General features: G+C 68.7%; 10 protein-coding genes. 5 read left to right on the forward strand and 5 right to left on the reverse strand.

Annotated features, from left to right (window positions below):
- Nucleotides 1–5 precede the first annotated feature (5 nt).
- The 3 genes from A5697_RS18085 to trmB form a co-directional block, all read right to left on the reverse strand.
- Nucleotides 6–2,921 carry an MMPL family transporter gene (locus tag A5697_RS18085; RefSeq protein WP_068011588.1) on the reverse strand — a complete coding sequence of 972 codons (2,916 nt, stop codon included), beginning with the start codon at nt 2,919–2,921 and terminating at the stop codon, nt 6–8.
- A gap of 61 nt (nt 2,922–2,982) precedes the next feature.
- Complete coding sequence (locus A5697_RS18090; protein WP_067947573.1) at nt 2,983–3,687, reverse strand: NYN domain-containing protein; 705 nt, start codon at nt 3,685–3,687, stop codon at nt 2,983–2,985.
- A gap of 9 nt (nt 3,688–3,696) precedes the next feature.
- Entirely contained in the window at nt 3,697–4,488 is a 792-nt protein-coding gene (gene trmB / locus A5697_RS18095) for a tRNA (guanosine(46)-N7)-methyltransferase TrmB (RefSeq protein WP_231972101.1), read from the reverse strand.
- Nucleotides 4,489–4,658: 170 nt separating this feature from the next.
- Between trmB and A5697_RS18100 the strand changes: the two genes are divergently transcribed.
- The 3 genes from A5697_RS18100 (at nt 4,659) to A5697_RS18110 (ending at nt 9,305) form a co-directional block, all read left to right on the forward strand.
- Complete coding sequence (locus A5697_RS18100; protein ID WP_068011589.1) at nt 4,659–5,753, forward strand: hypothetical protein; 1,095 nt, start codon at nt 4,659–4,661, stop codon at nt 5,751–5,753.
- On the forward strand, nt 5,750–7,327 hold the full coding sequence (locus tag A5697_RS18105; protein ID WP_068011607.1) for a hypothetical protein: 1,578 nt from the start codon (nt 5,750–5,752) through the stop codon (nt 7,325–7,327). Before A5697_RS18100 ends, A5697_RS18105 begins: the two co-directional genes overlap by 4 nt.
- Before the next feature lie 148 nt (nt 7,328–7,475).
- Nucleotides 7,476–9,305, forward strand: a complete 1,830-nt coding sequence (locus A5697_RS18110; RefSeq protein WP_067947508.1) for a phosphoenolpyruvate carboxykinase (GTP) — start codon at nt 7,476–7,478, stop codon at nt 9,303–9,305.
- Here A5697_RS18110 and A5697_RS18115 read toward each other — a convergent pair.
- Nucleotides 9,302–10,333 carry a sensor domain-containing diguanylate cyclase gene (locus A5697_RS18115; protein ID WP_231972103.1) on the reverse strand — a complete coding sequence of 344 codons (1,032 nt, stop codon included), beginning with the start codon at nt 10,331–10,333 and terminating at the stop codon, nt 9,302–9,304. The genes A5697_RS18110 and A5697_RS18115 overlap by 4 nt on opposite strands.
- 239 nt (nt 10,334–10,572) lie before the next feature.
- On the opposite strand from A5697_RS18115, the gene fadD4 reads away from it, so the two are divergent.
- Nucleotides 10,573–12,090, forward strand: coding sequence for a fatty-acid--CoA ligase FadD4 (gene fadD4, locus A5697_RS18120; RefSeq protein WP_068011590.1), 1,518 nt, complete (start codon nt 10,573–10,575; stop codon nt 12,088–12,090).
- 3 nt (nt 12,091–12,093) lie between these two features.
- Nucleotides 12,094–13,041 carry an enoyl-CoA hydratase/isomerase family protein gene (locus tag A5697_RS18125; RefSeq protein ID WP_067947510.1) on the forward strand — a complete coding sequence of 316 codons (948 nt, stop codon included), beginning with the start codon at nt 12,094–12,096 and terminating at the stop codon, nt 13,039–13,041.
- A gap of 7 nt (nt 13,042–13,048) precedes the next feature.
- On the opposite strand, the gene A5697_RS18130 is transcribed toward A5697_RS18125, so the two are convergent.
- A complete protein-coding gene (locus A5697_RS18130; RefSeq protein WP_067947511.1) occupies nt 13,049–13,492 on the reverse strand; it encodes a CD225/dispanin family protein in 444 nt (147 codons plus the stop codon).
- Nucleotides 13,493–13,501: the final 9 nt, after the last annotated feature.

Consider the following 13,501-nt stretch of genomic DNA (forward strand, 5'->3'; position numbering starts at 1 on the left):
GAGGCTTACAGCCGACCCTCGCGTCGCAGCAGGTCCTGGGCGGACAAGCCGCCGCCCGAACGCCGGCGCTGGCGCGGCCCCCCGCCCCGGGGCCGACCACACCGCCAGTACCACCGTCCGGCGGGGAAACCCGGGCGATCCCGTTGCCCCCCAACCGTTCTGACGACAAGGACGACACCGTCGAACCCACCACCGCCTTCCCGCGGCCGGAGGGAAACGAGTCCGACGCGGCCACGGAAAAGATCAACGCCCGCGGTGAAAACGGCGACCCGCGCCGGCGCCGGCGGGGCGGCATTGGCCGGCCGCTCGTGGGCCGGGTGGTGCGCCGGGTTGGCGGGGGCGGCGTTGGGCACCGAGAGGCGCGTCGTCTTGGCCTCCGTCGGCTGCCGGGTCTGCAAACGCGTGGTGTTGGCGGCGTCGGCCGGGGGCACCGCAGCGCGCGACGCCGCGCCCGCGGGCACTTCCGTGCCGGGCTTGGGTTCGGCCGGTCCGGGACGGGTCGCGCGCGACGGCTCGAGGGCCGCGGGGTGCGTGGGGTCGTGCGGCGGTCGCGGCGTGGCGGCGACCAGGCTGGCCGCCACGGGGGGCCGAGCGGGGCGCCCGTTGAGGGTCGGCCGCTTGCGCTCGTCGGGCAGGTCGATCTCGCCCAGCCCGATCTTGTTCTGCAGGCGCCTCGCCCAGCGCGGGGCCCACCAGCAGTCGTCGCCGAGCAGCTTCATCACCGACGGCACCAGGAACATCCGGACCACGGTGGCGTCCAGCAACAGGGCCGCCATCAGGCCGAACGCCAGGTATTTCATCAGCACCAGGTCGGAGAACACGAACGAACCGGCGACGACGGCCAGGACCAGCGCCGCGGCCGTGATCAGCCGCCCGGTCGTCGCGGTGCCGATCCGGATGGCCTCGGCCGTCGACATACCGCGTTCGCGCGCCTCGACCATGCGGGACACCAGGAACACCTCGTAGTCGGTGGCCAGGCCGAATCCGACGGCGACAACCAGTGCGATCACCACCACCATCAGCGGCGTTGGCGTGAAGTTCAGCACGCCCGATAGGTGCCCGTCGACGAAGATCCACGTCAGGATGCCCATCGTGGAGCCCAGCGTCAGCGCGCTCATCACCGCGGCCTTGACCGGCAACACCACGGATCCGAACGCCAAGAACATCAACAGCATGGTCGCGCCCAGCAGCAGCACCAGCATCAGCGGAGCCTTGTCGAACAGGCTGTGAATGCTGTCCTGTTCCAGGGCCGGCGTGCCGCCGACATAGAGATTGAGCCCCTTCGGGGGGTTCACGGCCCGTAGTTCGGCGATCTTCTTGGCGGCATCGTTCTTGTTGACCAGGCCGTTCTGGATCACCCGCACCGAGCCGTCCTTGGGCACGGTCGTTCCATTGGGGCCGGCGACGCAGGGGTTGCCGGCGATGGCCGGACACGGCCGTTCCTGCCACTGCTTGTCGGTGAACCCGTTGATCCCGGCGATCCGGTTGCGGATGTCGGCCACCTGCTGGTCGGTGACCTTGCTGCCGTTGGTGCTCTGGATCACCATGGTCAGCTGTTCGGTCCGGTAGCCGGGGAACTGCTTATCGAAGTGCTCCTGGGCCAGGCGCACCGAATTGTTGGGCGGCAAATACTTTTCGCTCATGCCGCCGAACGACAGGTTGCCCAGCGGGATGACCAGCAGGATCATGCCGACCGCGATCGGGATGGCGAAGGCCAGCGGTCGCTTCATCACCCAGTTGACCAGCTTGCCCCAGAAGCCGGCCTCGACCTCTTCGCGCGTCTTGGTCTTCTGCAGCCGGTCCGCGAGCCAGTTCAGGTAGGCGCGCGACCACTTCCAGTTCCGCAGGAACGGCACCCGGAACGCGGTCCGCACCCCCAGCGCGTCGACGTGGCGGCCCAGGATGCCCAGGCAGGCCGGCAGGAAGGTGATCGAGAGCAGCGCCGCAAGCCCCACCGCGGCGAAGATCGCATAGGTCAGCGAATGCACGAAGCCCTGCGGCAACACCAGCAGGCTGGCGCTGGACGCGATGATCAGCACCGCGGAGAACGTCACCGTGCGCCCGGCCGTCATCACGGTTCTTCGCACCGCGGCCTCGGTGTCGTAGCCTTCGGCGATCTCCTCCCGGAACCGGCTCACCACGAACAGGCCGTAGTCGATCGCGATACCCAGGCCGATCAGGGACACCACCGGCTGGGCGAAGAAGTGCACCGGCCCGAACACGGCGACCAGGCGCAGGATGCCGAGCGAGCCGGCGATGCTCAGCCCGCCCACGATGGCCGGCAGGCCGGCGGCGACGGCGCCCCCGAAGACCAGGAACAACACGACGGCCACCAGCGGCACCGCGAGGACCTCCATACGACGCTGGTCGGTCGCGATGGTGCCGGTCAGTGCGTTGGCGATCGGTTCCAGGCCGGCCAGTTCCACCGCGCCGCCGTTGAGCTTCTGCAGACCCGGCGCGATGGCCTTGTAGTTATTGAGGATCGTGTCGTCGTCGTCGCCCTTGAGGGGGATGGACACGAAGGTGTGCTTCTTGTCCTCGCTGACCATGCCCTTGATCAGGGGGTTGGTGCTGTCGGGCGCGGCCAGCCAGCCGGCCCAGCCGACGACCTGATCGGGGTGGTCGGTCTTGAACTTGTTGAGTTCGCCGACGACTTTGTCCCGCCACGCCGCATCGTTGACCGTCTGCCCGTTGGGAGCCGTGAAGGTGGCCACCACGTGGCTGGTGCGGTCGCGGCCGTAGGTCTGGTCGCCCAGCACCGAGGCCTTCACCGATTGGCTGCCCTCGTCGTAGAAGCCGCTCTGTGTGACATGCTTGCCGAGGCTCATCCCGAACACGCCACCCAGCAGGCACAGAGCTACCGTGACCCCGATAACGATGTACCGGTAGCGGTACACAGTTCGACCCCACCAGGCGAACACGCAAGCTCCTTACTGGATCGTTAACGACCCGCACGGTACCTTTCGGTTTTTCAAGCCAGTGTCACACACGCGCGGTCAACAGAGCGGACAGCGGCCGGAACGGCTGCAGCCATGCTCCCTGGTCAGGCAGCGAATCTAGGCCGATTCGCGGCAAGGGCTCCCGGAACACACCGCTGATGTCTTCCAGGTCGACAAAATCCAAGGTATCCGACGCTAGCGCCCAACTCGCATGTTCGCGAAATCCGATGACTTGAACGGTGACCCCGGAGCGTGCTATCTCCTCCAACGGTTGACGAAACGCCTGGCCGTCGGCCGAAGCCACCACCAGCGCCGCCAGCCCTTCGCTACGTCGCAGTTCGATGTGGGCGAGCATGTCGCGGTCGACGTCGCTGTCCTCGTCGATCTTCGGTTTGGCGAAGACCGCGAACCCCACGTTCCGAAGGGCGTCCACCCAGGGGCGGACGACGTCGGCGCTGCCCGGTGCGATGTTGGTGAAGACGGTGGCCTCGGGTTCGACCACGACACCGGGCCGGCCGGCACTGATCTCGGCCGTGCGCGCCAGCAACCAGCGCCCCAGCGCGTCGAACCGCGGGCGCTCCAGCGCGGTGGGGCGTCGGCCCAGGATCGACCCGAGCCCCATGTCGAGGTTGGGCGCGTCCCACACCAGCAACACACGTCCGCCCGGCGGTGTGAAGCTTCCGAGCGCATCGTCGGGCAACGCCGGCAAAGGTTCAGCTGCAGCGGTCTGTTCTTCCGCCAGGCTCATGGTCATCGCCTACTCATGTCGTAGCCAGATGAATTCGGTCACGGCGCTGCCCGCCTCGTGGGCCTTCGTCTCGTATTTCGTGGTCGGCCGCACCACCGAGATCGGCAGCTGCTCGCCGGGGTCGACGCGACGCAACCGAGGCTCGGCGTCGCCGACCTCGCCGATGTGTTCGGCGTACCCGGGGTGGTCCGTCGCGGCGTGCAGGACACCACCAGGGAGTAACCGGTCGGCGATGAGGCCAATCGTGCCCGGTTGCAGAAACCGGCGCTTGTGGTGACGGGCCTTGGGCCAGGGATCGGGAAAGAACACGCGTACGCCCGTCAGCGAACCGGACGGGATCAGCCGCTGCAGCACCTCGACGCCGTTGCCGCGGATCAAGCGGACGTTGCCGACCCCCTCGCGGTCGATCGCGCACAGCAGTTGTGCCAGCCCCCGCTTGTAGATTTCCACCGCGATCACGTCGACATCGGGCTCATCCTTGGCCATCGCCAGCGTGGATATGCCGCTCCCGCAACCGATTTCGAGCACCAGCGGCGCCTGGCGGCCAAACCAGGCGCGGGTGTCCAGCCGGGGCTCCCCGCCGCCCTCGCCTTCCCCGCCCGGAGAGCCCAGGGATAGGCCCAGCTCCGGCCACAGCCGTTCCCAGGTCTGCCGCTGAGCGTCGGAAAGCGCGGATCTTCGGGAGCGAAAGGTCGATGCCGGAAGGTAGCGCTGGCCGCGACGGTCGTCCGACTCCTCCTCAGGCGCGTCGGGAACCACTCCCGCCCGGGGTTGCGCATGCATTTGTCCATGGTGGCCCATAAAGGAGTGATGTAGCCGCCCCTGGTCCAGATTGATACCCAACAGTTGCCTTCAGCTGGTAACAGTCAGACGGTGGCTCGCATCAAAGTGACGTAAGTGCCACCATTCGGTGGGACCCGACCGGCCCCCGGGTCGGATCCATCGAACCGAAGGCAGATCATGAGGGGACGATGAACGGACAAGGGCACCAGGAATTCGTCGACGCGCTGGCGCGGTTCGCCGCCGGGCACGCCGACCCGCGCGTGACGGCCGTCGCCGAGCGGACGTCCGCGCCCCTGCGTTCGCTGATCAGGGGACGCCGCGGCGTCGGGTGCGCCACGGTAGCGCGGGCGCTGGACCGCGCCGGAGCCGCCGTGGGGATCGCGGTGACGACCGCCGGCGGTCGCGAAGCCGACGTGGTCGTGCACGTGACCGCCGAGGTGGTCAAGCCGGAGGACATCGACGCGATCACCGCCGCCGGACGCCCGGTGGTGGCGGTGCTGAACAAGGCGGACCTGGCCGGGTCCCTCGCCCGCGGGGATGGGCCGATCGCGGCAGCGCGGATGCGTTGCGCGGAGCTTGCCGACCTGGTGGGCGTGCCCATGGTGCCGATGGCCGGCCTGCTCGCCGTCGCCGCGGTCGACGACCTGGACGCCTCACTGTGGTCGGCGCTGCGGACGCTGGCCGCGCACCCCGGGGTGGCCGCCTCCCTCGACGGCTCGTTCGCAGGGTTCATGGCGGCGGACAACCCGGTGCCGGCCGACGTGCGGCTGCGCCTGCTGCACACCCTGGACCTGTTCGGCATCGCGCTCGCGGTCGCCGCGCTACGGCAGGGCCGGACGGCCGCGCAGGTGCGGGCCCTGCTGCGCCGGACGAGCGGTATCGACGCCGTGCTGTCCCACATCGCGATCGCCGGCGCCGAAGTGCGCTACCAGCGGGTGCTGGACGCCGTCGCGGCGTTGGAGGCGCTGGCGGTCGGCTTGGGCGAATCCGCGGAGGCGATCAGCGGGTTCCTGTCCCGCGACGACACGGTGGTCGCCCGGATGGCGGCCGCCGTCGACCTGGCCGAGGCGGCCGGGCTGGACCCGGACCACGTGGAACCGGCTGACTGGGACCGCGACCCGTCCGCGCACCTGCCGCGCGCGGTGCGGTGGCAGCGTTACAGCCGGGCGTCGGCGAGCGAGTTGCACCGCGCCTGTGGGGCCGACATCGCCAGGGGATCGATGCGGCTGTGGTCGCAGGCCTGCGGGTCGCTGCCCGGGGAGCCGCTGGGGGGCTGGCGATGAGCGGCGACAAGCACGACGATCCGGTCGCCCGAGTCGACGCGCTGGTGGCGAGCATCGGTCCGGAGCTGGATGCGCCCGCCATCCACCGCCGCGACGTGGTGCTGGTGACCGGACCGTGGATGGCCGGGGTGACCGCGGTGGCCGCGGCGCTGCGCGAGCGGCTCCCGGAGCACAAGTTCGTCGAGTCGGTGGACCTGGGCCCGGGCGAGGCGCCGACGGCGGTGGTGTTCGTCGTCTCGGCGGCGGCCCACCTCACGCCATCCGACTGCGCGCTACTGGATGCCGCCACCGCACACACCGATGTGGTGGTTCCGGTGGTGTCCAAGATCGACGTGCATCGCGCCTGGCGCGACGTCCTGGCCGCCAACCGCGAAACGCTGGCCGCGCACGCGCCCCGTTACCGCGACGTGCCATGGGTGGGCGCGGCCGCCTTGCCCGACCTCGGCGAGCAGGACGTCGACGACTTGGTGCAGACGCTGTCGGCGCGACTGGCCGACTCCGAGCTCGCACGCCGAAACCGGCTGCGGGCGTGGGAGTTCCGGCTCAAGACCGTCATGCAGCGGTTCGACCGCGACGCCGACGGCGCCGGGCGGCGGGCACGGGTCGACGCGCTGCGCGACGAACGCAGCACGGCGCTGCGGCAGCGGCGCGAGGCGAAGACCGAGCGCACCATCACGTTGCGCGGTCAGATTCAGCAGGCGCGGGTGCAGCTGTCCCACTTCGCGCGCAATCGTTGCTCGTCGGTGCGCAGCGAACTGCAGGAAGACGCCGCGGGGTTGTCCCGGCGCCACATGTCCGGCTTCGAGGCGCACACGCGTGGCCGGTTGGACGAGGTGGTCGCCGAAGTGAACGAGGGCACCGCCACCCACCTCGCGGATGTCGCGCAGGTGGTGGGGGTCGCGACGACCCTGCCGGCCGTCGACGTGCTGCCGACGGTGGACGTCCCGCCGCCCCCGCTGAAATCGCGGCGGCACGAGACCTGGCTGATGATGCTGCTGGGCGCCGGGTTCGGCCTGGGCGTGGCGCTGACCCTGAGCCGGCTGCTGAGCGGGCCGGCCGCTCGGCTCAGTCCAGCGCTGTCCGTCGTCGCGGCGGTGACGTGTGTGGCGATCGGGCTGGCGGTCACGCTGCTGGTGGTCAACATCCGGAGCCTGCTGCGCGACCGGGCGCTGCTGGACCGCTGGGCGGGCGATGTGACCTCTTCGCTGCGGTCGGTGACGGAAGAGTTGGTCGCGACCCGCGTCCTGGTCGCCGAGTCGGTGCTGAGCAAGGCGGTACTGGCCCAGGACGAGGTGGAGAACGCCGAGGTGAGCGGCCAGGTCAGCGCGATCGACCGCGAGCTGCGCGCGCACGCCATGGCCGCGTCGCGGGCCGCCGCCGCCAGGGAGAAGGAGATGCCTACGGTGTTGGCGGCCCTGGACGCCGTGCGTGCAGAACTGGGTGAAGCGGGTATATCTCCTACTGACCATTCGGCCTCGGAGCTGAAAAAAGACGGCGAAACCGAGGCAAACCAAAAACCGGCTTCTAGGAGCGGTGATGGCGATTCTGCCGGAGCTTCTGAATCGTTGTTGTGAGAAGGCTTATACCTGCCCGAGACTTACACGACAAGGTCCTCACGATAACCTGTAGTTAACGCCACCATGTCAACCGTTGTGTGGGCGACCGCATACGCGATAGGCACCCAAAGCAGCCCGAGTACGCAGAAGAATTCAGGAGACTTCGATGACCTCAGCGACCATTCCCGGATTGGACACCGCACCCACGAAGCATCAGGGGCTGCTGTCGTGGGTACGGGAGGTCGCCGAGCTCACTCAGCCCGAGCGCGTGGTGTTCACGGATGGTTCCGCCGAAGAGTTCGATCGGCTCGCCGCCCACCTGGTCGAGGCGGGCACGTTCACGAAGCTGAACGAGAAGAAGCACCCCAACTCCTACCTGGCGTTGTCCGACCCGTCCGATGTTGCGCGGGTGGAGTCGCGGACCTTCATCTGCTCCGAGCGCGAGATCGACGCCGGCCCCACCAACAATTGGATGGAACCGGCCGAGATGCGGGCCTTGATGACCGACCTGTACCGCGGCTGCATGCGCGGCCGCACCATGTATGTGGTGCCGTTCTGCATGGGCCCGCTCGGCGCGGACGACCCCAAGCTGGGCGTGGAAATCACCGACTCCGAGTACGTCGTCGTGTCCATGCGCACCATGACCCGGATGGGCAAGGCGGCCCTGGAGAAAATGGGCGACGACGGGTTCTTCGTCAAGGCGCTGCACTCGGTGGGCGCCCCGCTGGAGCCCGGGCAGCAGGACGTGCCGTGGCCCTGCAACGACACCAAATACATCACCCACTTCCCGGAGACCCGCGAGATCTGGAGCTACGGCTCCGGTTACGGCGGCAACGCGCTGCTGGGTAAGAAGTGCTACTCGCTGCGCATCGCGTCGGCGATGGCCCACGACGAGGGCTGGCTGGCCGAGCACATGCTGATCCTCAAGCTGATCTCCCCGGAGAACAAGGCGTACTACTTCGCCGCGGCCTTCCCGTCGGCGTGCGGCAAGACCAACCTCGCGATGCTGCAGCCCACCATTCCGGGCTGGCGCGCCGAGACCCTGGGCGACGACATCGCCTGGATGCGGTTCGGCAAGGACGGCCGGCTGTACGCGGTCAACCCCGAGTTCGGTTTCTTCGGGGTGGCGCCGGGCACCAACTGGAAGTCCAACCCCAACGCCATGCGCACGATCGCCGCGGGCAACACCGTCTTCACCAACGTCGCGCTCACCGACGACGACGAGGTGTGGTGGGAAGGCCTGGAGGGCGAGCCGGATCACCTGATCGACTGGAAGGGCAACGACTGGTACATCCGCGAGACGGAAACCAAGGCCGCCCACCCGAACTCGCGCTACTGCACCCCGATGTCGCAATGCCCCATCCTCGCCCCGGAATGGGACGACCCGCAGGGCGTGCCGATCTCGGGCATCTTGTTCGGCGCCCGCCGCAAGACCACGGTGCCGCTGGTGACGCAGGCCCGCGACTGGCAGCACGGGGTGTTCATGGGCGCCACCATGGGCAGCGAGCAGACCGCCGCCGCCGAGGGCAAGGTCGGCACGGTGCGCCGCGACCCGATGGCCATGCTGCCGTTCCTCGGCTACCACGTCGGTGACTACTTCCAGCACTGGCTCGACCTCGGCAAGAACTCCGACGAGTCCAAGATGCCGAAGGTGTTCTTCGTCAACTGGTTCCGCCGCGGCGAGAAGGGCGAGTTCCTGTGGCCGGGCTTCGGCGAGAACAGCCGGGTGCTGAAGTGGATCGTCGACCGCATCGAGCACCAGGCCGGTGGCCAGGACACCCCGATCGGCATCGTGCCGACCGCGGCGGACCTCGATCTGGACGGCTTGGACGTCGAACCCGGAGACGTCGCGAAGGCGCTCGCGGTCAACCCCGACGAGTGGCGCCAGGAGCTTCCGCTGATCGAAGAGTGGTTCGAGTTCGTCGGCGACAAGCTGCCCACGGGCGTCAAGGACGAGTTCGAGGCGCTCAAGCAGCGCCTGGCCGACGCCGACTAGGTCGAGCCCACCTCCGCGCGCCGCGAATCGGGGCTGGCCTTCTTCTCGGCGTACATCAGTTCGTCGGCGCGGGCCAGCAGTTCGTCCACGGTTGCGTGCTCGGCGACGGGTGCCTGGACCAGGCCGATGCTGGCCGAAAGGTGGTAGGGCCGCCCGCCGGTCTCGTTGAAGGAGCGGAACGCCTCGGCGAGCCGGTCTTTGACCGCCGCGGTCCCACTGTCGCTTTCGGTGACCATGACGCAGAATTCGTCACCGCCTAGGCGCGCGACGATGTCGGACTCGCGCCGCACGCTACGCAGCACCTGGGCGACGTCTTTGATCAGGGCGTCGCCCGCATCGTGCCCCTGCTCGTCGTTGACCCGCTTCAGCCCGTCGACGTCCAGGAAGGCGAGCACGCAGTTGTGCCCGAGGTGGTGCGCTCCGCGCAGCTTCTGCTCGGCCAGCAGATAGAAGCCGCGCCGATTGTTGAGCCCGGTCAGTTCGTCGGTGACGGAGAGCCGACTGATCTCCTCGTTGGCACTTTCCAGCGCAGCGGTGCGGTCGCGGACCCGCTGTTCGAGTTCGGCGTAGAGCTGGACGTTTTCCATGGCGATCGACGTCGAATCGGCCAACGCCTGCAGCAGCCGGATCTCCTGCTCGGACGGCGGGTGCCGGTGGGCCCAGTAGTTGCCGATCGCGCCGATCGGTTCGAGCTTGCGGATCGGCACCATCACCAGGCTCTTGACGAACGTTGCGCGGTAAATCCCTTGCGGGATACGCGGATCCCGATAGATGTCCGGGATGATCGCCGCCTCGCGGTTGAGCATCGCCCAACCGCTGATGCACGCTTCGATGGGGAAGCGGCTGCCCTTCCACAGTGGGGCGATGGCGTCTTCGTCGGCGTAATAGCACTTGTCGTCGTCGCGCAGCACGAGCGTGGCTCCGTCACAGCCGGTGAGCTCGCGCGCCGACGACCGGACGATGCGCTGGATTTCGGACAGGCTGCGCGCCAACGACAATTCCTGGACCGCCTCGAGCAGGCGCTCCATGCCGTCCACGTAGTCGTAGACGCCGAGCCGATCGGTGGCGGAGCAGCATGGCGCGGGCGCGGGGAGGCGCTCGGCGTCCATGCACACCTCCGTAGGAGACCGGCCGGGGTGTGAGGCCGGCGTCGTCACGGCACGGTACCTTACCCGGATCGGGGCCGCACCTGCGCCGATCCGGTCGATCGGTCCGGCGGCCACGACCACTTGACACCCGTCAAGTTTTTCGGCGGTACAGTCTGCGCATGCAGATTCGCGAGTACCTCGGCGCCGGTAAGCCCGCCGTCATTCTTCACCCGTCCGGAACGGTCATCACCTTCGACGAGCTGGAGGCGCGGGCCAACCGGCTGGCGCACTATTTCCGGCGGGCCGGCCTCGTCGAGGGCGACGCCGTCGCGATCCTGATGGAGAACAACGAACACATGCACGCGGTCATGTGGGCGGCGCGCCGCAGCGGTCTGTACTACGTCCCGATCAACACCCACCTGACCGCGGCCGAGGCCGCCTACATCGTCGACAACAGTGCCGCCAAGGCGATCATCGGATCGGCGGCGCTGCGCAAGACGTGTGAGAACCTGGCCGAGCATCTTCCCGGGGGCCTGCCCGAGCTGCTGCTGATCGCGGATGACGATCTCGATGGCTGGCAGCGCTACCCCGAATGCGTTGCGGGCGAGCCGGACACCCCGATCGACGATGAACGCGAGGGCGATCTGCTGCAGTATTCGTCGGGCACCACCGGCCGGCCCAAGGGCATCAAACGCGAACTGCCCCACGTGCCGCCGTCCGAGGCGCCCGGCATGATGTCGGCCCTGGTCAGCTTCTGGATGAACCCGGACTCGATCTATCTGAGCCCGGCGCCGCTTTATCACACCGCCCCGTCGGTGTGGTCGATGAGCGCGCAGGCCGGCGGGGTCACCACGGTGGTCATGGAGAAATTCGATCCCGAAGGCTGCCTCGACGCGATCCAGCGGCACCGCGTCACGCACGGCCAGTTCGTCCCGGCGATGTTCACCCGAATGCTGAAACTTCCCGAGGCGGTGCGTAATTCGTACGACCTGTCCAGTCTGCAACGGGTGATGCACGCGGCGGCGCCGTGCCCGGTGGAGATCAAGAAGCAGATGATGGACTGGTGGGGGCCGATCGTCGACGAGTACTACGCCTCCTCCGAGGCGATCGGGTCGACGCTGATCAGCGCCGAGGAGTGGCTGGCGCATCCTGGCTCGGTCGGCAAGCCGATGGCCTGTGAGATCCACATCCTGGACGAGAACGGGAACGAGCTGCCGCCGGGCCATCCCGGCGAGATCTACTTCGCGGGCGGCTACAGCTTCGAATACCTCAACGATGACGCGAAAACCGCTGCGTCCCGGGACAAGCGCGGGTGGACGACGGTCGGCGACATCGGCTACGTCGACGACGAGGGCTACCTCTACCTCACCGACCGGCGCCACCACATGATCATCTCGGGCGGGGTGAACATCTACCCGCAGGAAACCGAGAACCTTCTGGTCACACACCCGAAGGTGTTGGACGCGGCGGTGTTCGGCGTCCCCGACGACGAGATGGGGCAGCGGGTGCTGGCGGCCGTGCAGACCGTCGACCCGGCCGACGCCACCGACGAGTTCGCCGACGAGCTGATGACGTGGTTGCGAGACCGCTTGGCGCACTACAAGTGTCCGCGCTCGATCGCGTTCGAGGCGCAGTTGCCGCGCACCGACACCGGCAAGCTCTACAAGAACGGGCTGATCGAGAAATACTCGGTGTGACCCATGCTCCGGGTGCTGGACCTGTCGAGCCCCCCGGATGCCGGCCCGGCATCCCCGCCGGGGGTGATCCTGGCCCATGGCGCGGCCGCCGACCTCGCCCGCTGCGAATCATGGCTTCAGGTGGCGACTTTCACGCTGACCGAGGACCGCTGTGACGACCGCCGGGTGGTCACCGTCGATTCGGTGCCCGGCGCGTTGGCCGAGCTGACCGCGCGCTGCCGGCGCTGGCCGCAGGCCAGCAGCGTCTGTGACGACGTGTTGCGCGGGGTCGACGCGGGCGGGCCCGCGCTACCGGCGGTGGTGACCGAGTCGCTGGCCTACTCGACTCTGCAGGCGGGTCCCGAGTTCGCGCGTTGGCTGCAAGAACGCGGTCCGGCCAGCGTGCCCGACATCGCCGAGCCGGTGCGGACCCACCGCGACGGGGACACGCTGCGTATCGCGTTCAACCGCCCGCAACGCCACAACGCGTTTTCCACCGACGCCCGGGCCGCGCTGCTGGAGGCCCTGACGGTCGCGCAACTCGACCCGTCGGTGACCGGGATTGTGTTGAGCGGCAACGGACCGTCGTTCTGCAGCGGTGGCGACCTCGCCGAATTCGGCACCTTCGCCGACCCGGCGAGCGCGCACCTGGCCCGCACCCGGCACAGTCCGGCCCTGGCGCTCGATGCGCTGACCGCCCGGCTCGGCCGCGCCTGCCGGGCGGAGGTGCACGGCCGCGTGCTGGGCAGCGGGCTGGAGATGGCGGCGTTCTGCGGATGGGTGACCGCGCGCGACGATGCGGTGTTCGGGCTACCCGAACTTCAGCTGGGGCTGATACCCGGCGCAGGCGGGACGCTCAGCGTCACCCGCCGGATCGGCCGGTGGCGCACCGCCTATCTCGTGCTGTCCGGCCGCACCATCGACGTCGGCACCGCGCTGGCCTGGGGCCTGGTCGACGCTGCTGACGCCTAAAGCCTTGTCAGAAGCCGGAATACGTGGTGGTTGTGGTCGACGGCATATTCGAGACGGCGATCACGCCGATGGCGACGTAGAGGATCGCCATGATCACCGCGAACACCGCGCCGACGACGGCGCCGATGATGGCCCACTTCTTGGCGTTGTTGGCGGCCTCCTGCGCCTCGGCGTACCGCCCCTGGGCCCACAGTCCGGACACCTTGGTGGAGTAGACGATCGACACGATTCCGATCGGCAGGCAGCACAGCACGGTGCACAGGATGGCCCAGACGAGGTAGTTCTCCGGCTCCGGCTGGCCCGGCCAGCCCGGCTGCGGTGGCTGCCAACCCGGTTGCTGGCCCGGCCAACCCGGCTGCTGGCCCTGCCAAGGCGGCGGCTGTCCCTGCCATTCCGGCTGCTGACCCTGCCATTCCGGTGAGCCTTCGTAGGGCCCTGGGGGATAACTCATGGCAGCCGA

It is taken from the genome of Mycobacterium sp. E3251 (assembly GCF_001666835.1).
In the GTDB taxonomy this organism is placed as follows: domain Bacteria; phylum Actinomycetota; class Actinomycetes; order Mycobacteriales; family Mycobacteriaceae; genus Mycobacterium.